The following is a 22,601-nucleotide window of genomic DNA, read 5'->3' on the forward strand; positions in this document are numbered from 1 at the left end:
GGCCGTATCGCCCCTGGATTTCTGGGTATGGGCTCCCGCGGACCCATGACCGCCACCGGCAGGAACGCGGCCCTCCCTCGCAGACGAACCAGACGCCGCCCCGGGACCACCCTCACACGCGCAGGAGGGTGACCTGACGGCCGGACGGGGTGGCCGCCTGCTCGAAGCTGCCGCGTTCCTTCCAGGACGGGGCTCGGGGGCGGCGGTCGAAGATGACCAGGACGCCGGTGGCGAGAGTGAGGCGGTCGAGGTAGCGGTCGAGTTGGGCCAGGCCCTCGGACAGAGGGTCGTCTGCGCCGGGTCGCCACACCTTCAGTTCCATGGCTTCGCGCTGCATCAGGCGTTCGCCGTCGGGGCCGGTGTAGGGCCATCGGACGAGGACGTCGAGGCGTTTGGTGCCGGCGGCGTATTCGCGGTCGAGGTAGCCGCCGCCGTTGACCAGGCGGTGCAGGAAGGCCATGAGAATGATCTGGCACGCGGCCTCGTGGTAGCCCTCCTGCTGGATGAGGACTTCGCCGTGCTCGCGCCAGAACACGACGAACTCCTCCAAGAGGCGGGGCAGGTCGAAGCGGCCGTCGGGGAGCACGAAGCTGTGCGGGTCGGCGTGGATGTTCTGCTCTGTCAGGTCGCCCAGCACGCGCAGGATGACCTCCCGGTAGATCGGGTTTGCCACCTGCGGCGGAGGTTGTTGCGTGATCAGGCCCAGATCGCGGGCGTAGGACAGGTCCTCGGAGTTGCCGCGGTCGGTGTAGGGGCCGCCGGCCACGATCGGCTCCATCACCCGCTTGACCCGGGGCTCGTACAGTCGAGCCGCCAGGGCGTCCAGGTGGGTGGCGCGCGCCCGGATCAGCCGTTCTTTTGCTTCCTCCACCTGCCTGTCGCCGATCGTTCCTGTCACTCTCATCTCGGTGATGATCTCATCAGCGAGGGCGTTGACCAGCCAGGGTTGTCCCTGGGTGAGCTCGAAGGCGCGGTCCACGGCGTCCTTGGTGAACTGCTGGCCGGTGGCCTGGGTGTGCCGGTCGTACAGTTCGGCGATCTGGTCAGTGGTGAAGTCGCCCAGGCGCAGTGATTTGCGGAGGATGTTGAACGGGCTGGCCGCGTTGAACCGGTCGGGGGCACTGCCGGAGGCGACCTTGTAGTCACGCAGGTCGCGCAACCCGCACAGCACCACCGACGCGGGGAACGGATAGCCCTTCGATCGCTTGTTGTGCCCGTCGCGGAGCTGGCCGAGGATGCTGGCCAGGCTGTTGCCCTGCAGGGCGTCGATCTCGTCGAGGAACAGCACCACCCGGCGCGGGCAGCGCCGGCACCACTCCCGCAGCGCGGCGCCGAACCGGCTACCCGGCGTGACCCGCGGCCAGGAACGCGGCGGTAGCAGCTTCTTCGGCCAGCCCGATAGATCGGCGGCTTCGCGGAGGGAGTCCAGCAGAAGCGACTCAGCCCAGGCGACGTCGTCGCCGGCCGCCTTGGCGCGCTCACAGGAGAACATCAGGGCGGCGGTGTCGCCCTCGGCGGTCAGGCCGGAGGCCAGAGCGTCCAGGACGGTGGTTTTCCCGGTCTGCCGGGGGGCGTGCAGGACGAAGTAGCGGTCCATCTCGATGAGCGTCCGCGCTTCGGGAAGCCGTGGTGTGGGGGGAAGCATGTAGTGGCGCTGGGGATCGCAGGGACCGGTGGTGTTGAAGTATCTCGCCCGGAGTGGTGGCACGGTCACATTCTGCCACTGTTCTGATCTGAGGACCTGAAGATCCTCAGGCATGCCTCGGCCGGCTCCTCGTCGGTGAAAGGTCCGTACTGGTCCCGGTTCAGCAGGTCGGCGAACAGGAGCCAGTGCGCCCGGCGGTGTTGAAGAATTTCGCTCCGGGTGATCGCACGCTCACAGCCTGCCATTCTCGTGGGTGTCGCGCCCGGGACAAGCCCTCTCTGACGGCGACGACTCGTTCATGGGGCCTCGCCGGAGCCCCGCGAACGGGTGCGATCACGGGTTGCGTGCGTGGTCCGCCCGCAGGTGGCCGTCGGCGGCCATGTTCATCACCCGCAGGGTGACCAGTGAGGCCCATGACCATCCGGTCAGCGCGAGGGTCCGGAGGAGAAGGCTGAACGGCTGGGGGTCGGCGCCGCGGTCGGACAGGACTCCCGCCAGCACATAGATCACCGGCAGGGCCGTACCGACGACCACGCAGAAGATCGTCCATCCGCGAGCTCCCCGCGCGGCCCATCCGCGGGCGAAGACGAAACAGGCTGCGACCAGCGATATGAGCACCACGAAGAAGGAGACGCCGTGCAGGACGTGGCTGACGCTCGTGTCGACGGGAACCCCGGGCGGCGCTCCCTGCGGATAGCCCCATCCGGGCGCGGTCGGGAACGCTCCGGCGCCGACCAGCCCGAGGCCGAAGGTGCCGATGAGCAGGGGGCCCCAGGTGCCGGCGGGCCCGGGACGCAGGGCTCGCCGCAGCCCCAGGGCGCCGGCGGCGTACAGCAGGCCGGTGGTCACGAAGGTGGCGATCTGGATCCATCCCAGGTCGCCCAGGCTCAGCAGGCTCAACGCGTGCCGCCGGGGGTCGAAGCCGGGGCGTGTGTAGTCCTGGACCAGCACGGCGAGGATGAAGAACGGTCCCGCGACGACGCCGCAGCGCAGCAGTGCTCTGGTCGACACGACTCCTCCTTAGCAATGCTAAGGACAGCTTAGCATTGCTAAGCTGTCAACCGATGAGCGAGAACAAGCGGCCGGGCATCACCAGGAAGGCGATGATCGAGACCGCGCTCCGGCTGCTCGACGAGGTGGGCCTCGACGGGCTGACCGTGCGCAGGCTCGCCACCGAGCTGGGCGTGCGGTCACCCGCCCTCTACTGGCACATCCGCACCAAGCAGGAACTGCTCAACGGCATGGCCGACGCCGTCATCGTCGCGGCCGGGATGGGGCCGCCCCTGCCCGGGGAGGGCTGGCAGGACTGGCTCCTGCGCAGGGCCCGCTGCTATCGGTCCTCGCTGCTCGCCCACCGTGACGGCGCACGCCTCGTCGCCAACGCCTCCGCCCTGAGTCCCGCGACCGTCAAGCTGTTCGACGAGGAACTCGCCGCCCTGGTCTCTCGCGGGTTCACGCCGGTTCTGGCCCTCCGTACGATCGCGACGTGCACCCGCTACATCAACGGGTTCGTCCTCCAGGAGCAGATGGAGCGCCACGGTGAGCCTGTCACCCTGCCCGGCCTGGCCGCGATGCTGGAGCAAGGCATGCGGGCGCCCCTCATCACGGCGATCATCGACGGCGGCGACCCGCTGGGCGAGGAGGCCTTCGAGCACGGGCTCCGCCTGCTGGTCGACGGGACCGCCGCCGTCCTGGCGTCGCACCGGGCCGGATGACGGCTGTGAGTCGCTGGTGACTCACCTGCCCGCTTCCGCGGCCGGCGGCGCGTCGCGGGCGGAGCGCAGGACGCGGGCGGCGTCGCGTTCGTACGGGCCGCGCGCCGTCAGCGTGAGCAGCCCTCCGGCCAGTACGGGCAGGGTCATGAGGAGCAGGGCGGTGGTGAGGGAGCCGGTCCGGTCGGAGACGATGCCCACGATCAGCGGCCCGACGGCGACGGCGCTCCCGCCGACGAGCTGGGCGAGGGCGAAGGCGATGCCCCGGGAGGAGGCCCCGATCACGTCGGCGAGCGACGCGGTCAGGTTGGGGGTGGCCGTCGACATCAGGATGACGGCGACGGCCGTCAGCAAGGTGAACGGGACCAGGGCGCGGGGGGCGGCGAGCAGCGCGGTGGCCATGACGACCGCGCCGGCGACGACGCCGCAGCCGCCGACGAGCACCCGGCCGCCCTTGCGGGTGACGTGCGCGCGGCGTCCCAGCCACGCCCCGGCGAGGGTGCCCGTGACCACGCCGATGACGGTGACCAGGCCGCCCAGCGCTCCGGCCTGCCCGGGGGTCAGGGCGAAGGTGCGGCCGATCAGCGTGGGCATCCAGTAGAAGAGCCCGGCGACGCCCATGCCCAGGGTGGCCAGGCCGACGGTGACGATGACGAGCGTGCGTACGGCGAGCACGTCCCGGACCTGCCGCGCTAGCCGCGGCGTCGCCGGGCGCGCCCCGGCGTCGTCACCGACAGCACCCCCGACAGCACCCCCGGCGGTGACCTGGTCGAGGAGGCCGCGGGCCGGCTCGCGCAGCCGCAGGCAGATCAGGGCGGTCAGCAGGCCGGGGATCGCCATCAGCAGGAACGCCGCCCGCCAGCCGAACGCCTGCCCGAGCACCGCGCCCAGCACCGTGCCGATCCCGCCCAGGTGCGCCGACATCCGCGTCCAGCCGAACGCCCTGGCCCGGCTGATCGGCGGATAGTAGTCGGCCAGCAGGCTGCCGGTCGCCGGGTTGTCGACGTGCTCGGCGGCGGCCAGGGCCATGCGGGTCAGGAAGAAGACGGCGAAGCCAGGGGCGAGGCCGCTGCCCGTCGTGGCCACGGCCCAGAGCAGGACCATGACGGTGATGACACGGGTCCGGCTGAACCGGTCGGCGAGGTAGCCGGCGGGGACGGCGACCGCCGCCGCCGCGATCGCCGAGCCGGTCGGGATCGCGCCGGCGACGGTGTCGCCGATGCCCCATTCGGCCTGGATCAGCGGGAGGAGGCCGCTGAGCAGGCCGGCCTCGACCCGGTCCACCAGCCCGACCAGGAACAGGATGACGAGCGGCGCCCAGCCGTAGGGGGCGGAGTCACCGGCGCGGACGCCGCCGGGAGGGGGAGCCCCCCAGCGGCGTCGCGGCAGGGGGCGGACCTCGTCACGCATGACCCACCGGCCGTTCAGGAGACAAAGTCGCGGACCTTCGCGTAGACCGAGGCGTCGGTCAGGAACGCGGCGTGCGACAGGCATCCGGCGTACGTGTTGACGGCCCCGGCGAGGGACACGCTGGAGTCGGGGTTGACCACCGTGTCGCAGTCGGACCAGAGCGTGCCGTACGCGACGTCGCCCGGGGTCTCGTCACCGCTGTTGAGCTCGGTCAGGAACGGTGAGCCGATCCGCATCTCCTGGCAGGTCGGCCGGTCCTGCGGGCAGAACCGGGTCGCGGTCGTGCCGTGGTTGGGGCCCGCCAGCGAGATCCAGGTGCTGACGGCCGTCGTGCCGCCGAGGAACTTGAGGTAGTGGCGGCTGTTCAGCGAGCCCATCGACATCGCGACGATCGTCACCTTGGCCGCGCCCGTGGCCGACCGGATGGCGTCGACCCTGGCCCGGATGTCGGCGGCGATGGCGACGTTGGACCTGGTGCTGTCGTAGTCGATGGTGAACAGCCGGTCGGCGGGCCATCCGTCCGCCTCGAAGCGGTCGATCATCGTGCTCCACCGGCCGCCGTTGCCGCCGTAGCCGTGCACGAACAGGATCGGTTCGGTGTCCGCCCGCGCTCGCGGGGCGCCGGGGACCAGCACGGCCAGACACGTCAGCAGCGCCGCTGTCAGGGCGGTCCCGGCGCGAGCCATGGTGTTCATGGGCGACCTCCTCGTGGAGTCCGACGAATGCCACCTGATTGTGCGCGACCAGAAACTTAATGGCAACAATTAAAGTGGATTCACGTGATGGACGGCACAAGCTTGACCGGGTCGCCGAAGACCCTCTATCATCCGGCCGTCTAATGGCAGCCGTTAACTCATTCCCGAGGGATCGCCGCGAGAGTCTCCGCCGAGGCCGGGGCGGTCAGGCCGGCGACGAGCATGTCGAGCAGGTTGCCGGAGAACAGCTCCGCCGTCACCGGCGGCTCGCCGGGGGCCGACTCGTCGAGGAGCTGGGCGCGCAGGCCGAACAGGCTGATGAGCTGGGAGCGCAGCATGGCCAGCCGCTCCAGCCGGAGCGGGCGGGGGAGCGGTTCGAGCGTCGCGTGCAGCCATCGCGCCACCGCGAGCCCGGCCGGCGCGTCCACGATCTGGAACGGCCGCCGATAGGCGAGCGAGGGATAGCTGAGCCTGGCCACGATGCGCAGATGGGCCCGGCCCAGCTCGGTGCGGAGGTCCTCGTCCATGGGGGCGGCGAGCGCGTGCACCAGGGCCCGCGGGTCCGCGGTCCTGTCGCCGGCGGCGATGGCGGCGACCAGCGGCGCGCGGCGCGCCTCGACCGCCTCCAGGTGTGCTCGCAGGATGGCCTCGACCAGGCCGTCCTTGCCGCCGAAGTGGTAATGCAGCGCCGACTCGTTGCGCGCCCCGATGGCGTCGTGCAGCTGCCGGGTGGTCACGTCGGCGACCCCGTGCCGGGCGAACAGCAGCGCGCCCTGGCGGAGCAGCGCGTCGCGGGTACTTGATCTGGACACGGCGTCATACTATCGTCCAGCGAGTATTAATGAGATCCATTAGAAGTCGGGAGGTAGAACGCATGACGTACGCCCTCGCGGCCTGGAGGCGGCTCGTGCGCGCGCTGGACGAGGCGGGGGAGACCGTCGCCGGCCTGGCCGGGCCCGACGCGGGCGTCGACGTCGCCGAGGGCTTCCGCTACGTGCTCCACGTCCTGGCCGACCAGGCCGACCGGGCCGGGACCCGCGACTCCGGCCGTCCGCTGTTCCTGCCGTCCGTCACCCCGGTGCGCAAGCTGTTCTTCGACAACCCCGACACCGAGTACGACATCGCGCTCATCTCCAGCCGGCGCTCGTACCGCATCCGGGGAGAGCGCGGCACCGTGCCGTACCTCGCCTTCTGCGTCTACGGCGCGAACGGCTCCGACCGCCGGGCGACCCGCGTGACCAACCTCAACGACGAGCGGATCGCCTTCGGTCCCGACGGCTCGTTCGAGATCACGCTCTCCCCGGACGAGCGGCCGGGCACCTGGATCCCGCTCGAACCGGGGGCGCACACGGTCATCGCCCGCCAGTACTTCCTCGACCGCGCCCGCGACCGGCCCGCGCGGTTCACCATCGAGGCGCTCGACGACCCGGGGCCTGACCCGGTCTTCGACGACGCCCGCTTCGCCGCCTTCGCCGGGTCGGCCGCCGCGTTCGTCACCGCCGCGACGGGCATGGCGCGCCGGCGCGCCGAGCAGGCGGAGGCCACGCCCAACCGCTTCGTCCACCACCAGGGCCACGGCCTGTACGGGACGCCCGACGCCGGCTACGTCATCTGCTGGTACTCCCTCGAACCGGACCAGGCCCTGGTCGTCGAGGCCGTGCCGCCGCGATGCCGCTACTGGGGCGTCCACCTCGCCAACCGGTGGGGCCAGTCGCTCGACCATCGCAGCCGCCGCACCGCGCTCAACGCCGGCGGCGCGACGCTCGCGCCCGACGGGAGCCTGCGCGTCGTGGTCGCCCACTCCGACCCGGGCGAGCCCAACTGGCTCGACACCGCCGGCCACCCGCGCGGCTGGGTCCTCTTCCGATGGCTGCTCACCGACGAGGTCGTGATCCCCGAAGGACGCGTCGTCCCGCACCCCTCACCTGGAGGAACGCCATGAGCTCGCCCGTCTGGCACCGCTCCAACGCCACCGACCCCCGCGTCACGGCGGCCAAGAACGCCTTCCTCGCCGGCTTCCCCCTGGTCACCACCATGCGCATCATGCAGGGCATGGCGCAGCGGCTGGGCGTCAACCGGATGTGGGCCTCGCGGCGGCTGTCGGGCCCCGACAGCCGGGCCATCGTCGCGCCCAACCTGGACACCGTCTACGCGCTCGCCGTCCTGGACCTGCGGGCGGGCCCTGTGACGCTGACCCTCCCCGCCATCCCGGACCGCTACCACAGCGTGCAGCTCCTCGACGCCTGGATGGGCGGCTTCGGGCTGCTCGGGACGCGGACCACCGGCGGCCGGGGCGGCTCCTGGGCCATCCTTCCTCCCAGCCACTCCGGCCCGGTCCCCGACGGTCTCGAACCGCTACGGTGCCCCACCGGCCACGCCTTCCTCCTCTGCCGGATCCGCGCGCTCGACGCCGCCGACGCCGCCGAGGCCGGCGCCCTGGCCACCAGGATCGACCTGCGCGCCCCGGCCAGGACCGGCGAAGGCCTGCCCCTGCCGCCTCCGGCCGGCCGCGCGCACGACACCGGGCGCGACGGCCTCGGCTTCTTCGACGAGCTCTGCGCCGCCCTCCCGGCCAACCCGCCGGTCACCGCCGAGCAGCGCCGGGCCCTCGACGCCGTGGCGGGCCTCGGCGTCGCCGCCGGCCGGCGCCCCGGCGCCGAACTGGACGAACCCGGCAGAACGGTCCTCGCCGAGGCGGTCGCGGAGGGCATGCGCGAGCTGGAACCGCCCGCCGCCGCCCCGCACACCGTCAACGGCTGGACCGCCAACCTCGGCCTCGGCACCCGGGACACCCGCGGCGGGCTCCGCGAACGGGCGATGGTCGCCCGATACTTCTGGGGCCCCGTCCCGGCGGAGGAGGCGATCTACCCGCGGACCTCCACCAGCGCGGACGGCCTGCCCCTGGACGGCTCCAAGCGCTACCGCATCCGCTTCCCCAAGGACGGCCTGCCCCCGGTCGACGCGTTCTGGTCCCTGACCGCGTACGGCCCCGACATGTTCCTCGTCCCCAACAGCCACGGCCGCTACTCCATCAGCGGCGACGACCCGGGCCTCGTCACCGGCGCGGACGGCTCCCTCGACCTGTACCTGTCCCACCATCCGCCCGCGGGACCCGAGGTCAACTGGCTGCCCGTCCCGGCCGGCCGGTTCAGCCTGATCCTTCGTCTCTACCTGCCCCGCCGCCCGGTCCTCGACGGCGCGTACGCGTACCCGCCCGTGACCGTGCTCGATCACCGGACGCGTTTCTGACCGGCCCGTACGGGGTCGTCACTTCCGGCCGAGGATCTTCGCCCCGAACCTCACCGAGTGCCCGACCCCCTTGCATGCCCGGCATTTGCCGAAAGCCCCCTTGAAAGTGGTCGAATGCGACTCTTTCGAGCGATTGCAGCGCGGGCACTTCATGTACGGATGGAAGTAGCAGGACCCCAGGTAGACGACGGATATGACGAGGGCCAACCAGATCAGTGGGTGCATGCCGCCAGCGTGCACACAAAGTGATGACTTCGTCACGGGAATCCCCGGACAAGGTCATCACTTCATGCATCCACAGGGTGACAATACGCTCACCCCGCTGAGCTAGGCGCCCGTTGTCGCGGCCACGCCGTCCCGGCCGAGTTGGTCACGCAGCCGTACGCACTCGCGCGCGAAACGGCTGCGGCCCCCGGCCGCCGCGTACGCCGTCACCTGAGGGATCGCGCCCCGTGCCGCCGCCCAGGTCGCCGTGTCCGCCGCGAGCGCCATCGCCTGGGTGTGCGCGACGCCCGGCCGTTCGCCGGGATCGGGCAGCAGGGCGGGCAGCAGCGTCGTGAGCAGCCGCCAGACCGCCGCGTGGGCGCCCTGCCGTGCCGCCTCGGCCAGCACCCGCACCACCGCCCGCTTGTCGAACCGCGCTGTGCGCCGCAGCAGCAGCGCGACCTGCTCACCCACCGCCTCGGCCGGCAGGTCCCCCCTGGCCGCCATCCGCAGCAACAGGGGCGGCGCCTCCGGATGCCCGGCGGCCACGAAGTAGGCCAGGGTGAGGGCCAGCGTCTCTCCCACGGGGCCGTCCGCGTCGGCCAGCGCCGCCACGAACACCGGCGCGATCGTCGGGTGGAGCAGGAACGGCAGGTAGTTGACGGCCACGACCTCCCGGTGCGACGGCAGGACGGCCGGCCACCAGCCCATCGCGCCGCCGTGGTCGTCGTAGCTCCAGTGCGCCGGCTCGCGCAGCAGGTCACCGAGCAGGTCGTCGAGCGGTGCGTGGCCGACCGGTTCGGCACGCAGTATGGGCTTCAGCCTGACCTCGTACTGCGGGCGATCGGGCTCGTGCTCGTCGAGGTAGCGGTCGACGGCGCCGTCCAGGTAGGCCCATCGCAGCCCGGTCTCCGGGTCGGGCAGCCCTTCACCCGCCAGCCAGGCGGCGGCGGTCGCGGCGGCCTGCGAGCCGGTCCGCGCCGCTCTCGCGGCCGCTCCCGGGTGACGTCCCCTGGGCAGCCGCACCAGTGCCTGGACCAGGTCGGCGGCCAGCGGTTCGACGCCCGCCGCCGCGCACTCCTCCAGCCGGTCCACCAGCACGTCCGGGTCGAGGTGCCCGGTCGAGCGCGTGGGCGTGGCCAGCAGGACGGGCGGCAGCGTGCCCGCCCGCAGCGCCTCGTAGACCTCGCTGAGCCGGCGCAGCACGAACAGGTGCGGCGGTGAGACCTGCCACGGCTGCGGCAGGCGACGCCGGCGGCGCGACTCCACCGCCGGGTCCGGCGGCTCCGGCTTCATGAACATCGGCCCGAACCCGAAGTAGCCGATCTGGACGCGGAAGTCTCTCGGCTCGCCGGGTCCCGGCGGGGGGACCCGCAGCCCGTCCCGCATGGCCGCCACCCGCTCCTCGGACACGCCGATCTCCAGCACCTGTTCGAAGATGTCCTCGCGGACCCGCTCCGGCAGGTTCCCGAACATCCGCTCCGGCTCGCCCTCCTCCTCTTCCCGCTCCCCGTCGTCGCTCTCGGGCTCCGCCACGGGCTGGACGCTCACCTTGAAGCTCGCTCCCGCCCACGGGTCGACGGGCTCGGGCTCGGGCGGACCCGGATCGGTGCCGGGCGCGATCACCTCCAGGGCCAGGGCGCTGAACCATGATCGGGTATCGGTCCAGCTCGTCTGCTGGAACAGGTAGGGCTCGTCGCCGTAGCCGCTCAGCGCCCGCCGCAGCTCCTCCCGGTCACCGCTCGCCTGCCGCGTGAACGCGGCCAGCCACCGTTCGTGATCGGGCCAGTGGCACATGCCCGAGGGCAGGTCCAGGGTGGGCTCCGGGAACGGCTCCGGCTCGTACGGCTCCGGCAGCGGCGGCGGGGTGAACACCTCGGGCGGCTCCGGGGCCGCCGCCTCCCCGCCGTGGACGGCCGCCACCCGGGCGCCGAGCGTCGGCGGCAGCATCGGCACGGCCTGGGCCAGCGTCTCCCGGGCCGGGGCGAAGGCCGCGGCGTGCTTGAGCGCGATCCTGGCCGCCCGTCCCTGGACCTCGTACGAGGGGTGCCCGAACGCGGTGGCCAGCGCGGGCGCCAGCTCCACGGCGTTCGGCAGTTCGCGCTCCAGCCAGCGCAGGCCCTCCAGGGCGAGCTTGGCCTCGGGGCGGAAGGTCAGCGCGCCGATCGCCTCTATGACCTCGGCCTCCTCGTGCGGTCCGCCCTGCCTGACCTGGGTGAGCGCCGGCTCGGCGACCGTGCCGGGAGCGGTGGGCAGCAGCCGCAGGTAGTCGCGGGCCCGGGCGGCGGCCTCCTGCGGAGTGGGGTCGAGCAGCTCGTGCAGGCGGATGAAGAAGCGCAGGCCGAGGGCGTCCCCGCCGCGCAGGAAGCGGGACAGGCAGCCGTCCAGCAACTCCGCGCGCGACACCCGGCCGCTTTCCCGCAGCCGGTCGAGCAGGGACAGCCAGTGGGTGGGGACGGGTTCCAGCCGTTCCCAGCGCAGCGCGCGACCGGCGCCCTCGGCCTCGAAGATCCTCGGCAGCAGCGCGTCGATCAGCGGGTCGTCGGGGCCCGGCCGGGAGCTGAGCCAGGCGGTCACCAGCGGGTCGTGCTCAGGAGGCGGGACGCCGCAGGCCCGCAGCAGCGCCAGCGCCAGCGGACCGTTGGGGTCGTCGGCGGTGCGGATCCTACGGGCCAGCCGCACGGCCACCTCGGCCTGCCAGCCGGCCGGGCGCGCGGCCAGCGTCCGGACCAGGTCCGTCACCCCGGCCTGGCGGTCGGCGAACTCCCGCCGGGTCAGCCAGGAGACCGTGGCGGCGGGACCGGACAGCACGCCCGCTCCCGCGATCCGCAGCACCGCACCGTGGCCGCCGACGGCATCCAGAGCCGTGTCCCACGGATCCGTCGCGGGCCCGTCCTCCTCCCACAGGTCGTCCCCGTCGCCCAGCCGGAGCGACCAGCCCGCCCTGGCGCGGCGATCGGCGGCCGCGCGCAGTTCGCGGCGCAGGTCCGGCAGCTGCCGGGCGACCTCGGCGCGCTCGGCGCCGGACAAGGCGATCACCAGGTCGGCCAGCCCACCGGTGTCGCGGGCGATGATGCGGTCACGAACCCGCGCCCAGGCCGTCATCGGAGGGCGCTCACGGAGGCAGTCGAACACGTCATGCGCCGCACCCTAGAGATCGCCTCCGACAAACGGCAGGCGGCGCCCGACGCCAGGGCGGCGTGCCCGCCTCGCGGCGGCGCGGGTCCCGTCTCCCGGCCGCGAAGGCGCCCCCGCGCGGGTCAGCTTCTTCCGTACGTCAGCCGCCGCAGCGCGGCCTCGGCCGGCCCTCTGCGCCCGCCGGGTGCCAGCAGCGCGGCGAGCACCACGGTGGCCAGCCAGGTCACCACGGCGATGCCGGACGCCGCGGCGTCGCCGACGCGCGTGCCGAGCCCTCCCGCGTAGGGGGCGAACACCGCGACGAAGATCACCGACTGGAGCAGATAGCAGGTCAGCGACCATTGGCCGCAGGCCGCGAGCGCCCTGACGAGCGGGCCGGGACGGCCGCGTCGCGCCCGGCCGGCGACGAGTCCGATGATCGCCGCGTACGCGAGCCCGCCGGCGATGCCGGTCACGCTGTGCAGCGCGTACGCCGACACGGAGACCAGGTCCGACGGCGTCCAGATCCGGGTGTCGACGAGCATCAGCGGAACCGCGCCGACGACGGCCAGCGCCGTGCCCGCGACGGCGACCCGGGAGAGCAGGTCCCGGTGCGGCGTCGGGTCCTCCAGCACGTGCCGCCGGGCCGCCCAGATCCCGAACAGGAAGGCGGGCACCACGCTGGCGGCGAAGTAGGTGGGCGTCATTCCTGACCATCCGATGAGCCGCATCACGAGCGCCTCGACGGGATCCGCCATGGCTGCGGGCGTGTCGCCCTTGGGCGCGGAGACGGTGAGCAGCCCGAAGCCGAACAGCACCACGACGTGCACCGCAAGCCCGATCACCGCGGCCCGCAGCACGGCCCGGTCCTCGCGCCGGACGAAGCCGACGAGCACGAGCCCGACCAGCCCGTACGCCCCGAGGATGTCACCGAAGAACAGCAGCAGCGCGTGGCAGAACCCGAAGGCCAGCAGCCACAGGCTCCGGCGGCGCAGCACGGCGCGCACCTGCGGCCAGCTTCTGCCGGTGGCCAGTTGCCGGTCGGCGAGCTGGACCAGGCCGTAGCCGAACAGGGCCGCGAACATGGGCAGCGCCCGCCCGTCCACGAGGAGGATCTGCGTCCCGGCGACCAGCCTGTCGAGCGCGGCGCCGTCGAGGGCGTAGCCGCGGAAGCCCGCCTCGTGGCCGGACAGGTACATGTGCGCGTGCGCCAGCGCGATGAGCAGCAGCATCAGCCCTCGCGCGAGGTCGGGGGCGAGGGCCCGGCGGGTGACGGGGGTGGCCCCGGGAGCGGGCGGAGCGATGGACATGGGCGACCTCTCACATCGAAGGACCCCGCCCTTTTCGCCTGTTCAGGAGTACGCAAGAGAGGGGTGTCGCGTTGTCCCGGCGGTGTGCGTCCAGCCGGAACCGTCCAAGCAACAGTAACGTAGCTACATAAATATAGCTACAGTGTCGTAGCTTGGCGCGCGCGGCCGGCCCGGTCGCGGTGCGCCGGCCTGCTCCACGAGTAAGATGCGGCCCTGGGATCGAACAAGGGGCGACGATTGGGAGATCGCAGCGGCCGGACGCGGCGGAGCGCCGACGAGGTGGCCGACGCCATCCGCGCCGCGGTGCTGGAAGAGGTGGTGGAGGTCGGCGTCGGCCGGCTGACCATGGAAGGCATCGGCAGGCGGGCGGCGACCGCCCGCACCACGCTGTACCGTCGCTGGTCAGACCCGATCGACATCCTCCTGGACGCGCTCTACCACGCGCATCCCGTCGAGGAGCCCACCCCGGGAGCCGGCGATCTGCGCGGCGACCTGATCCGGTCACTCCAGCTCATGCGCGCCTGGATGCTCAGCCCGGCCGGGCGGGCGGTCGCGGCCATCCTCACCGATCCGCTGGGTGCCGCGCAGGTCTCCGACGCGCTCTTCGAGAAGGTCTTCGCCCGGCGAGGGGGCACGTTCACGAACACGGTGCTGCAGTATTACGCCGACCGCGGCCACTTCCCGGCCGCGTTGCTCACCCCCGTGGTCGCCGACATCGGCGAGGCGCTGGTCACCAAGCGCCTGCTGGACGGCACGCAGCCCAGCGACGAGGACCTGGCCGACATCGTCGACCAGGCCATCCTCCCGGCCATCGGACTCCGCGCCCATCACCCGCAGGGCGACTGACCTATCGGCCTTCGTCCTCGCCGTGATTCCTCTATTGGCGATTGTAGATGTAGCCGTAGCAATTGCGGTTGCTGATGGTCAGGTAGTACGCGTTATACAGACCGTGGATTCTTTTCTCTTCCGAGGCCCAGGTGGTGCCCGAGTCGACGACAACGTGGTTGTTCGCGTCCCGGACGGTCCACTTGCAATATCCCAGGCCCCTGTCGTTGATCACCAGCACGTCGATGTAGTTCCCGGGCCTGTTCGACAGGATCGCGCCGGTCGCGCACTCGCCGCGGCAGCCCACGGTCGCCGCGCTCGCGGGACTCACCATCATGACCGAGGCGGCCATCATCGCGCCGGCGACAGCAGCGGCCTTTTTGAAAAATCCCCGCATGTACATTCCTTCCCAGCAGAACGTCTCCGTACGGCGCGCACCGATATCGATGCAGTACGAAGAGTGCGGAAATGGTCACTATGGGCCATTTAGTACAATCAAGATCATAGCGATCTAGATACGTTGATGGCTACTGCTTCAGTGACAATTCACGCTCATGGGTCGGATGTGCACGGGCAGTGGTCAATTCCTCCAGGTCAGCCGTACTCGCCTGCCTAGAGCCCGGTCAGTGTGAGCCTGACGTGGCAGGAGCAGAAGGTCTCATCGGTCAGGTGCGGGTCCATTTCTGGTTGGCGCCGCCGTGGCAGGTCCAGATCTGCGTCCTGGTGCCGTTGGCGGTGGCGCTGACGTCCAGGCACTTGTTCGCGCCCACGGCGGTGATCGTGCCGTCTGTGTTGTGCCGCCACTTCTGGTTGTTCTGGCCGTTGCAGTCCCAGATGATCACCGCGCTGCCGTCGGCGGTCCCGCCCCCGTTCACGTCCAGGCACTTGCCGCCGTAGACCCGCAGTTCCCCGGCGCTGGTGACGGTCCATTGCTGGTTGGCCTGGCCGTTGCAGTCCCAGATCAGCACCTGCGCCCCGTTGGCCTGGGACGCGCCGTTGACGTCCAGGCACCGGTTCGACGCCACACCCCGGAACGCGCCCGTGTCCGGCGGGTTCGGGTCGCCGCCTCCCAGCCGTGTGAAGAAGTCCCAGACCACCGGCCTGGTCCAGGAGTTCTCGCCGGGCTCGAAGTCGCCGGGCCTGCCGTCCACGGGACCGGGGGTGTGGCCCGCGTCGAAGGCCGCCCATGCGACCGGATACCCGGTCCGGCACCCCGAGTAGTAGGTGACGATGTGCGTCAGGCTGCCCTGGGCGGGCTCCGGCGGGTTCTGGGGGGTGCAGCCGTTGTTCCTGACGAACCTGTCCCGCAGCGAACGGCCCGAGGAGATGTTGAGCACCGAGTCCCTGAGGCCGTGCAGCCCGATGTACGCGACGGGCTCCGTGCCGCCGCTGCAGCCGCTGAGCTGCCCGCCGGCGTACACCGCCACCGCGCGGAACACCGTCGCGCGGGCGCACGCGAGCGCGTAACTCATGCCGCCGCCGTAGCTGAAGCCCAGGGCGAAGCGCTGTGCGGTGTCCACGCAGAGGTCCGCCTCGATCCGCCGGATCAGGTCGTCGACGAAGGTGACGTCCTCGCCGCCCGAGTTGGCCCAGCCGTTGTTGAGGCCCTGAGGCGCGACGAAGATCGCGGTTCCGTTCGACAGCGCCCTGAGCCCGTAATAGGACCACGGGTAGCCGCTGGTCCCGCCGGAGTCGACGTCGTTGGCGGTGCCGCCGTTCCAGTGGAATCCGAAGATCAGCCGGTAGGGCGTCGTGTTCTGGTAGTTGTCCGGAATCCTCAGGATGAAGCTGCGATTCCTGCCGTTCGTGGTGATCGATTGAGCGCCGCTTCTGAGGGTCGGCGTCTTGCCGCATCCCGCGGTGGGCGCGAGGGCGCTCGGCGCCGTGCGCGACGGGGTCGTGCTGTCGCCCAGCGCCGGCTGCCCCGTGGCCGGAACGACGAGCAGTGCCGCCGACGCGATGGCGGTGAGGAGGAGTCTGAGCCTCGGCATCACGCAATGTCCTTTGCCGTTGTCCTGGTGACACAGGTGAACGGGAAGCGTTCGGGCGTCGCGCATGTTAGCGCTAACTCAATCCCGCCTGAATCGGCTCCCGCTCTTCTGCGGTGGCTGACAGCGATGGTGCAGCGGAGTGAATACGCCGCGAAAAGATCTGTCAAGCGTCAGGCCGCCCGGCACCGGGGTCTCCCGCCCGGGCGGGCCTCGTCGCTCCTCCACCTGACCAGGACAGGCCGCCCGCCGGCCGGCGGGCCGCCGCTGATCTGCCGCGATGTAACTTTCACCCGGTTCCAGGGGCGTACTAGCGCCGCAGCCGCACCGGATCGGCCGTGCCGCTGCGGCGGACGATCCAGGCGTCGGTGATGTGCTGGAACATCGCCTCGGCGGCGCCCTCGGGGTCGTGCGCGGCGATGCGTTCGTAGACGCGGCGGTGGCCGAGGTTCGACGCCACGCACAGGGCCCGCTCGGTCCGGCCCATGTACCGGGCGGTGTTGACGACCTGACCTTCCAGCGACCGTACGACGGCGCGAGCGATGCGGTTGCCGGAGGCGCGCATGATGGTGTCGTGGAAGGCGCGGTCGCTCTCGGCGTAGGTGGCGGGGTCGCCCACGAGCTCGTCCATGTGGTCCACCAGCGCTCGTAGCCGGTCGATGGTGTCGGGTCCGGCCAGGCGGGCGGCGACGTTGGCCATGTCGGACTCCAGCACGCGCCGGGTGACGACGAGGTCGTCGAGGATCGTCAGGCTCTCGTCCTCGGCGATGGTCGCGGTGAGGACCAGCTCGTCGAGCATGTCCCACGTCGCCGGTGGGGTGACCATGGTGCCGGAGCCCTGGCGGACCTGCACCAGCCCTTTCTCCTGAAGGATCTTGACGGCCTCCCGCACGACGGTGCGGCTCACGGAGAAGGCCTCGCACAGCGCGGGCTCGGGGGGCAGCGGGGTGCCCGGCGGGTGGACCCCGCGCACGATGCGCTCCACCAACTCGGCCGTCACCGCTCTGGCGAGACTCGGCGGGCGGTGGACCCAGGCCGGCGCCGGGCCACTGCCGGCCGTTTCCCGCGATGCCGTCATGTCGCCTCCGGTGACCTGCCAGGTGACAGCGTCACCGCGCACAGTATACGCGAGATCTCTTGCCGTAATACGTCATACGAATTACGTTTACGGCAGACGGCCGGATCCGTCGGCCGCTCCCGAAAGCGGGCAGCGATGAGACACCGAGCGTTATGGTCGGCCTGGATGGCCGTCGCACTGACCGTGGCCGGCTGTGGCAGCGCGACCCGGACGGACCCTCAGTCCGCAGGGGCGCGGCACAAGCTCGTGGTCTGGGACTGGAAGTCCGGCGAACCGGCCGCCGCCGCGTACGTCGCGAAGGCGAAGGCGGTCTTCGCGCAGCGGCATCCGGAGGTCACCGTCGAGTTCGTCGCGCAGCCGTTCGACCAGTACTACACCCTGCTCGGCACGGCGAGCCGGTCGAACAAGGCGCCCGACGTCATGCTCTTCAACGGAGGCGGGCAGATCCGCGACCGGACCGACCTGCTCCTTCCGCTGGACCCGTACGTGGCCGGGGACAGGAACCGGCTGGCGGGCTGGGAGGCGTTCAGCGAGGGCGGCAAGGTCTACGCGGCGCCGGTGACCCTGCAGGGGCACCCGATCTACTACAACAAGTCGCTCTACGAGGCGGCCGGCCTCGACCCGGCCGACCCGCCCGGGACCTGGGACGAGTTCGTCAGCGGCTGCGCCGCCGTCAAGCGGGCGACCGGGGCCGCCTGCTTCGCGCTCGGCAACAAGGAGGGCTTCGGCATCCAGTTCTTCCTGTCGGGCCTCGGGTCCGGGATCCTCACCCCCAAGGAGTACGACGACTGGATCGCCGGCAAACGCGACTGGACCTCTCCTCGCGTACGGCGGATCTTCGAGCTGTGGAAGGACGCCGGCGACAAGGAGCTGAACAACGGCGGCGCCAACTCCACCGCGATGTTCACCGACATCTTCCGGGTCTTCGAGACCGGGAAGGCCGCTCACATCATCGGGCTGATGTCGGACATCGGGCACTGGAAGGACTTCGGCGAGTTCCTGCCGCCCGAGAAGCTCGGCGTCATGCCGGCCCCGGTCGTCACCGACGGCGCCACCCCGAGCCTTCCGTATGACGGCGGCATCGGCTACGCGGTCGCCAAGGGGACGAAGGACCCCGCGCTGGCCGCCGACCTGGTGCGGGCCCTGACCTCGGCCGAGGCCTTGACGGCGTTCTACGCCGAGGCCGGCGCGATCACCTCCGACACCACGATCGACGTCTCGAAGGCCGGTCCGGCCGCCGCCGCGATCGCCTCCCGGATCCGGACCGGCAGGCCCGCCCTGCACGTGGCGCTGTCCTCCAAGACCCTGGACGCGATGGGCAGGCTGTCCCAGAAGCTCCTGAGCGGGTCGATCACCGTGGACGGAGCCCTGGAACAACTGGCCGCCTCCGACCGGACGGGCTGACCCCGTGCGCGCCGAGCGCCTCGCGCCGTACATCCTGGTGGCCCCGGCCGTGCTGATCATCGTGGCTCTGCGCCTGTGGCCGCTGGCCCTGGGCGTCAACTTCTCCTTCACGGGCGACGGCGAGCTCAACGGCGCCTTCGTCGGGCCGGGCAACTACCTGGAGCTGGCCGGCGACCCGTTGTTCCACACCGCGCTGCGCAACGTCGGGCTGCTGATGCTGCTGCTTCCCGTGGCGGTGGCGATCCCGGGGCTGCTCGCGACCTTCGTCTATCTGCGCGTGCCGGGACACCGGGTCTACCGCAGCGTCTACTTCTTCCCGGCCGTGCTCTCGCCGGTGATCGTCGGCGCGATCTTCAACCTCGTGCTCGGGTACGACGGCCCGCTGAACTCCGTCCTCGCGGCGTTCGGCGCCGGTCCCGTCGACTGGCTGGGCGATCCGGGCATCGCCATGGTCACGGTGGCCGGCGTGCACATCTGGGCGACGTTCGGGATGGCCCTGGTGGTGTTCCTCGCGGGGTTCAGCACCCTGGACGGCTCGCTGCTGGACGCCGCCAGGGTGGACGGCGCGTCGCTCCGCCAGGCCATCCGGCACGTGATCATCCCGGGTCTGACGCGTACCATCCAGTTCGTCTTCGTGACGACGACGATCGGCATGCTGACGTCCATGTTCGGGCTGCTCTTCGTCATGACCAGCGGCGGCCCTGAGGGGTCCACCTACCTGCCGGAGTACTACATCTGGCACCAGCAGGGACAGCTGAACCGGCCGGCGCTCGCCTCGGCCGCCTCGACGGTGCTCTTCGTCGTCATGCTCGTGGTGGGGCTCCTGCAGGTCAGCCTGCTCCGCCGAGCCGGGAGGCAGGACTGATGGCCGGGATGCGGGCGGCCAGGTGGGCGGCCGCCGTTCCGATGGCCGGTCTCGCGCTGGCGACGGTCTATCCGCTCGTGTTCACCGCCAACGTCGCGATGAAGACCCGCCGCGACTACACCCTCGACCGGTTCTCCCCGGCGGCCTCACCGCGGTGGGACAACCTCGCCGAGGCGTGGTCCGGCGCCGGCATGGCGGGATACTTCGTCAACTCCTTCGTCGTCGTGGCGTGCGCCGTGGCACTGCTGCTGCTGTTGGGGTCGATGGCGGGCTTCGCTCTGGCCCGGCTGCGGTTCCGCGGCTCCTCGGTGATCTTCCTGGGATGTCTCGCGGGACTGTTCATCCCGTTCCAGGTGATCATGGTCCCGCTCACCAGGGTCATGGCCGACAGCGGGCTCCTCGACACCTACCCGGGACTGATCCTGGCCTACGTCGCCCAGTTCCTCCCGTTCACGGTCTTCCTGATGACGAGCCACTACAGGACCATCCCGGCGGAGATCGTCGACGCGGCCAGGATCGACGGCAGCACCGTGTACGGCGTGTACCGGCGGATCATGCTCCCGCTGGGCACCCCGGCGCTGCTGTCGGTCGGCATCCTCGACACCCTGTTCTGCTGGAACGACGTGCTCATCGCCCTGCTCATGATGCCGTCGCCGGAGAACCGCACCCTCATGATCGGGGTCAACGCCCTGCGCGGGCAGTACTCCGGCGACATCCCCGTCTTCGCCTCGGGTGTCCTGATCGCCGCGGTGCCCGTGCTGATGATCTACCTCTTCCTCCAGCGCCAGATCACCGACGGGATCACCGCCGGCTCCACGAAAGGCTGACATGCGGATCACTGGTTATCGCACCATGACGACCGTCCAGGAGTGGGGCCGGCCCGTCGGTGACGTCAACGGGGTCTTCGCCGACGGAGTCGTCCCCGTGCCGCTCGTCCTGGTGGACACCGACGAGGGCATCACCGGCATCGGCCTCGGGCCCCACGTGGAGATCGAGACGGTGTTCGCCGCGATCGAGGGAGAGGATCCGCGCGGCGTGACGGCGCTCTACGACCGCATGCTGCGGCGTACCTTCAAGGCGGGTCACGCCGGCGCGGTGTTCGGCACGATCGGCGCGCTCGACACCGCCCTGTGGGACATCAAGGCGCGGGCGGCCGGCGAGCCGCTCTGGCGGCTGCTCGGCGGGCGCGACCGGGGGGTGCCCGCCTACGCCTCCGGCCTCGACATCGGCCTGTCCGACGACGAGCTCGTCTCCGTCTACCAGACCTACGCTGGGCACGGTCTGCGTGCGGCCAAGGTCAAGGGCGGCCTCGACATCGAACGCGACCGGCGCCGCCTCACCCTGGTGCGGGACGTCCTGACCGAGGCGGGGCGCGGCGCGCGGCCGGGCCTGATGCTCGACGTGAACGAGGCCTGGAACCGCAAGCAGGCGGTCCGGCACGTGTGCGAGCTCGAACGCACGCTGGACCTCACGTGGATCGAGGAGCCGGTGCGGCGGTGGGACGCCGACGGCCTGGCCGTGGTGGGCCGCGGGATCCGCGCCTCCGTCGCGACGGGGGAGAACCTCACCGGGCTCGAACAGTTCCGCCCGCTGCTGGCGGCGGGGGCCGTGGACATCGTCCAGACGGCCGTCGTCTGGGGGGTGTCCCACTTCCTCCGGGTGTCCGCGCTGGCGCACGCCCACGACCTGCCGGTGAGCCCGATCGGCGCCACGCCCGTCGCGCTGCTGCACGCCGCGACGTCGGTGCCGAACCACCTGGCCAGCGAGCTGCAGGACCTGCGCCCGCCGCTCGGGCTGTCGCTCGACCTGTACGTCGAGGACGGCGCGTTCGTCCTCGGCGACTCGCCGGGGCTGGGCATCACGCTCGACGAGCGGGCGATCGGCGCGTCCGCCGGCCGTCCCCACGTCAGGACGGCCGAGGGCCCCCACATCCGGCCGGAGCACGCCGGGCGGCGGCTGCTGGCGGTCGACGGCAACTCACCCGCGACGCGGTCCCCGGGATGACCCGAAGCCGGGCGCCCGCGCCCCCGTCAGGGCGACGAGAAGAGACGCTGCTGGATCTCCTTGCGGTAGTCGTCGAGGGTGTTGTCGATGTGCAGGGCCGCGGACTGGGCGGCCGCCTCGGGGTCGCCGGCGCGGATGGCCTGGTAGATGGCCTCGTGCTCCTCCACGGCCTTGGCGGCGTGGCCGCCCACCGAGCCGCGCAGGCCGATGAGGCTCGACTGCCCCTGCAGCCTGCGGGCCTCCCGCACGGCGACCTGGAGGAACATGTTGTGCGAGGCGGTGGCGACAGCGGTGTGGAAGGCGTCGTCGCCCTCGTTGAACAGGTCCTCGCGTCCGGTCTCGAAGCCGCGGCGGCACAGGTCGGCCGCCTCCTCGATGGCCCTCAGCTCGGCGGGGGTGGCGCGCCCGGCGGCCAGCCGGCTGGTCTCCATCTCCTGCGTGCGGCGGAACTCGAACAGCATGTAGACGTGGTCGAGGTCGGTCGGGAGGAAGAAGGCCCCCCAGCGCCCGGTGCCGAACATCCCCTCGTCGTCGGCCACGTACAGGCCGCGGCCCTTCTGGGCGCGTACGCGGCCGAGCGCGGAGAGGATCTTGACCGCCTCGCGCACCACGGTGCGGCTGGTGCCCAGCTGCTGGGCGAGGTCGTTCTCGGTCGGCATGCGGTCGCCCGGACGCAGGCCGAGCCTGACGATCAGTTCAAGGACCTGCTCGGCGGCCACCTCGTAGCCCGGCCGGTATCCGCTCTCACGCGGGGCCTCAGTCACGCTGCATCCTCCTCGCCGTTCCCTGCAAGTATGACGGAAGAGCCGACCCTTGACCGCCACGGATGCCGCCTGATGAGTACGAAACATATGAACGGTTCATCCGGAGGCCGGGGGTGCGGACGTGGGTTAGCGCGGGTGTCCCCGCTGGTGAAGCCGGAAATCGAGCCTACCGGAGCCGTGCTCCCGGTGTCCGAATCGTGAAATAGGAAGGCTTAAGGGTTGACGGCTTTCCCCGCTCCGAAGGTAATGGGGAGCGATGCCGGCGGCGCACGTCCGCTCCACCCCGCCATGGCGTCACCTGCCTATGACCTGGGCGTGACCTGGCCGTACG

At 71.5% G+C, this 22,601-nt stretch carries 19 protein-coding genes; 8 read left to right on the top strand and 11 right to left on the bottom strand.

The window, feature by feature from the left end; genetic code table 11:
* Positions 1-112: 112 nt before the first annotated feature.
* Entirely contained in the window at positions 113-1,708 is a 1,596-nt protein-coding gene (locus tag ACQEUU_RS14860; protein WP_433065781.1) for an AAA family ATPase, read from the bottom strand.
* A 270-nt stretch (positions 1,709-1,978) separates the two neighbouring features.
* Positions 1,979-2,656 (bottom strand): DUF998 domain-containing protein, encoded by a 678-nt coding sequence (locus tag ACQEUU_RS14865; protein ID WP_433065784.1) that lies wholly within the window; start codon positions 2,654-2,656, stop codon positions 1,979-1,981.
* 53 nt (positions 2,657-2,709) lie between these two features.
* Between ACQEUU_RS14865 and ACQEUU_RS14870 the strand changes: the two genes are divergently transcribed.
* Entirely contained in the window at positions 2,710-3,360 is a 651-nt protein-coding gene (locus ACQEUU_RS14870; RefSeq protein ID WP_433065787.1) for a TetR/AcrR family transcriptional regulator C-terminal domain-containing protein, read from the top strand.
* A 21-nt stretch (positions 3,361-3,381) separates the two neighbouring features.
* On the opposite strand, the gene ACQEUU_RS14875 is transcribed toward ACQEUU_RS14870, so the two are convergent.
* From ACQEUU_RS14875 to ACQEUU_RS14885, 3 genes are all read right to left on the bottom strand, one after another.
* Positions 3,382-4,767, bottom strand: coding sequence for an MFS transporter (locus tag ACQEUU_RS14875; protein ID WP_433065789.1), 1,386 nt, complete (start codon positions 4,765-4,767; stop codon positions 3,382-3,384).
* Positions 4,768-4,781: 14 nt separating this feature from the next.
* Positions 4,782-5,462 carry an esterase/lipase family protein gene (locus tag ACQEUU_RS14880; protein ID WP_433065792.1) on the bottom strand — a complete coding sequence of 227 codons (681 nt, stop codon included), beginning with the start codon at positions 5,460-5,462 and terminating at the stop codon, positions 4,782-4,784.
* 158 nt (positions 5,463-5,620) lie between these two features.
* Positions 5,621-6,274 (bottom strand): TetR/AcrR family transcriptional regulator, encoded by a 654-nt coding sequence (locus tag ACQEUU_RS14885; protein ID WP_433065795.1) that lies wholly within the window; start codon positions 6,272-6,274, stop codon positions 5,621-5,623.
* Between the two features lie 62 nt (positions 6,275-6,336).
* Here ACQEUU_RS14885 and ACQEUU_RS14890 point away from each other — a divergent pair, with 62 nt between their 5' ends.
* Positions 6,337-7,404 carry a DUF1214 domain-containing protein gene (locus ACQEUU_RS14890; protein ID WP_433065797.1) on the top strand — a complete coding sequence of 356 codons (1,068 nt, stop codon included), beginning with the start codon at positions 6,337-6,339 and terminating at the stop codon, positions 7,402-7,404.
* Positions 7,401-8,711 carry a DUF1254 domain-containing protein gene (locus ACQEUU_RS14895; protein ID WP_433065800.1) on the top strand — a complete coding sequence of 437 codons (1,311 nt, stop codon included), beginning with the start codon at positions 7,401-7,403 and terminating at the stop codon, positions 8,709-8,711. The genes ACQEUU_RS14890 and ACQEUU_RS14895 overlap by 4 nt, the downstream gene beginning before the upstream one ends.
* 327 nt (positions 8,712-9,038) lie before the next feature.
* Here the strand turns inward: ACQEUU_RS14895 and ACQEUU_RS14900 are convergent, their stop codons facing one another.
* Positions 9,039-12,020 carry a hypothetical protein gene (locus ACQEUU_RS14900; protein ID WP_433065802.1) on the bottom strand — a complete coding sequence of 994 codons (2,982 nt, stop codon included), beginning with the start codon at positions 12,018-12,020 and terminating at the stop codon, positions 9,039-9,041.
* Positions 12,021-12,175: 155 nt separating this feature from the next.
* The gene (locus ACQEUU_RS14905) at positions 12,176-13,342 is read right to left on the bottom strand and encodes a DUF418 domain-containing protein (protein WP_433065805.1); all 1,167 of its coding nucleotides are present in this window, start codon (positions 13,340-13,342) and stop codon (positions 12,176-12,178) included.
* 237 nt (positions 13,343-13,579) lie between these two features.
* Here ACQEUU_RS14905 and ACQEUU_RS14910 point away from each other — a divergent pair, with 237 nt between their 5' ends.
* Positions 13,580-14,188 (top strand): TetR-like C-terminal domain-containing protein, encoded by a 609-nt coding sequence (locus ACQEUU_RS14910; protein WP_433065808.1) that lies wholly within the window; start codon positions 13,580-13,582, stop codon positions 14,186-14,188.
* A gap of 31 nt (positions 14,189-14,219) precedes the next feature.
* Here ACQEUU_RS14910 and ACQEUU_RS14915 read toward each other — a convergent pair whose 3' ends face one another.
* The 3 genes from ACQEUU_RS14915 to ACQEUU_RS14925 all read right to left on the bottom strand — a co-directional run bounded on the left by ACQEUU_RS14915 (position 14,220) and on the right by ACQEUU_RS14925 (position 17,233).
* Positions 14,220-14,564, bottom strand: a complete 345-nt coding sequence (locus ACQEUU_RS14915) for a hypothetical protein (protein ID WP_433065811.1) — start codon at positions 14,562-14,564, stop codon at positions 14,220-14,222.
* Positions 14,565-14,832: 268 nt separating this feature from the next.
* Positions 14,833-16,158 carry a ricin-type beta-trefoil lectin domain protein gene (locus tag ACQEUU_RS14920; protein WP_433065814.1) on the bottom strand — a complete coding sequence of 442 codons (1,326 nt, stop codon included), beginning with the start codon at positions 16,156-16,158 and terminating at the stop codon, positions 14,833-14,835.
* Between the two features lie 307 nt (positions 16,159-16,465).
* Positions 16,466-17,233, bottom strand: a complete 768-nt coding sequence (locus ACQEUU_RS14925) for a FadR/GntR family transcriptional regulator (protein WP_433065817.1) — start codon at positions 17,231-17,233, stop codon at positions 16,466-16,468.
* A gap of 165 nt (positions 17,234-17,398) precedes the next feature.
* Between ACQEUU_RS14925 and ACQEUU_RS14930 the strand changes: the two genes are divergently transcribed.
* The 4 genes from ACQEUU_RS14930 to ACQEUU_RS14945 are packed head-to-tail and all read left to right on the top strand — an operon-like array spanning position 17,399 to position 21,506.
* The gene (locus ACQEUU_RS14930) at positions 17,399-18,637 is read left to right on the top strand and encodes an ABC transporter substrate-binding protein (RefSeq protein WP_433065820.1); all 1,239 of its coding nucleotides are present in this window, start codon (positions 17,399-17,401) and stop codon (positions 18,635-18,637) included.
* Positions 18,638-18,641: 4 nt separating this feature from the next.
* The gene (locus tag ACQEUU_RS14935; RefSeq protein WP_433065823.1) at positions 18,642-19,502 is read left to right on the top strand and encodes a carbohydrate ABC transporter permease; all 861 of its coding nucleotides are present in this window, start codon (positions 18,642-18,644) and stop codon (positions 19,500-19,502) included.
* A complete protein-coding gene (locus tag ACQEUU_RS14940) occupies positions 19,502-20,329 on the top strand; it encodes a carbohydrate ABC transporter permease (RefSeq protein WP_433065826.1) in 828 nt (275 codons plus the stop codon). The genes ACQEUU_RS14935 and ACQEUU_RS14940 overlap by 1 nt, the downstream gene beginning before the upstream one ends.
* 25 nt (positions 20,330-20,354) lie before the next feature.
* Positions 20,355-21,506, top strand: a complete 1,152-nt coding sequence (locus ACQEUU_RS14945; RefSeq protein ID WP_433065829.1) for a mandelate racemase/muconate lactonizing enzyme family protein — start codon at positions 20,355-20,357, stop codon at positions 21,504-21,506.
* Positions 21,507-21,532: 26 nt separating this feature from the next.
* Here the strand turns inward: ACQEUU_RS14945 and ACQEUU_RS14950 are convergent, their stop codons facing one another.
* The gene (locus tag ACQEUU_RS14950) at positions 21,533-22,270 is read right to left on the bottom strand and encodes a FadR/GntR family transcriptional regulator (RefSeq protein WP_433065831.1); all 738 of its coding nucleotides are present in this window, start codon (positions 22,268-22,270) and stop codon (positions 21,533-21,535) included.
* Positions 22,271-22,601: the final 331 nt, after the last annotated feature.

The organism is Nonomuraea sp. CA-218870, assembly GCF_050936535.1.
GTDB classification, from domain to species: domain Bacteria; phylum Actinomycetota; class Actinomycetes; order Streptosporangiales; family Streptosporangiaceae; genus Nonomuraea; species Nonomuraea corallina.

Coding starts and splice junctions, on each gene's coding strand:
- ACQEUU_RS14870 (WP_433065787.1), top strand. CDS start 2,710: ATGAGCGAGAACAAGCGGCCGGGCATCACCAGGAAGGCGATGATCGAG.
- ACQEUU_RS14875 (WP_433065789.1), bottom strand. CDS start 4,767: ATGCGTGACGAGGTCCGCCCCCTGCCGCGACGCCGCTGGGGGGCTCCC.
- ACQEUU_RS14880 (WP_433065792.1), bottom strand. CDS start 5,462: ATGAACACCATGGCTCGCGCCGGGACCGCCCTGACAGCGGCGCTGCTG.
- ACQEUU_RS14890 (WP_433065797.1), top strand. CDS start 6,337: ATGACGTACGCCCTCGCGGCCTGGAGGCGGCTCGTGCGCGCGCTGGAC.
- ACQEUU_RS14895 (WP_433065800.1), top strand. CDS start 7,401: ATGAGCTCGCCCGTCTGGCACCGCTCCAACGCCACCGACCCCCGCGTC.
- ACQEUU_RS14900 (WP_433065802.1), bottom strand. CDS start 12,020: ATGACGGCCTGGGCGCGGGTTCGTGACCGCATCATCGCCCGCGACACC.
- ACQEUU_RS14905 (WP_433065805.1), bottom strand. CDS start 13,342: ATGTCCATCGCTCCGCCCGCTCCCGGGGCCACCCCCGTCACCCGCCGG.
- ACQEUU_RS14915 (WP_433065811.1), bottom strand. CDS start 14,564: ATGCGGGGATTTTTCAAAAAGGCCGCTGCTGTCGCCGGCGCGATGATG.
- ACQEUU_RS14920 (WP_433065814.1), bottom strand. CDS start 16,158: ATGCCGAGGCTCAGACTCCTCCTCACCGCCATCGCGTCGGCGGCACTG.
- ACQEUU_RS14925 (WP_433065817.1), bottom strand. CDS start 17,233: ATGACGGCATCGCGGGAAACGGCCGGCAGTGGCCCGGCGCCGGCCTGG.
- ACQEUU_RS14930 (WP_433065820.1), top strand. CDS start 17,399: ATGGCCGTCGCACTGACCGTGGCCGGCTGTGGCAGCGCGACCCGGACG.
- ACQEUU_RS14940 (WP_433065826.1), top strand. CDS start 19,502: ATGGCCGGGATGCGGGCGGCCAGGTGGGCGGCCGCCGTTCCGATGGCC.
- ACQEUU_RS14945 (WP_433065829.1), top strand. CDS start 20,355: ATGACGACCGTCCAGGAGTGGGGCCGGCCCGTCGGTGACGTCAACGGG.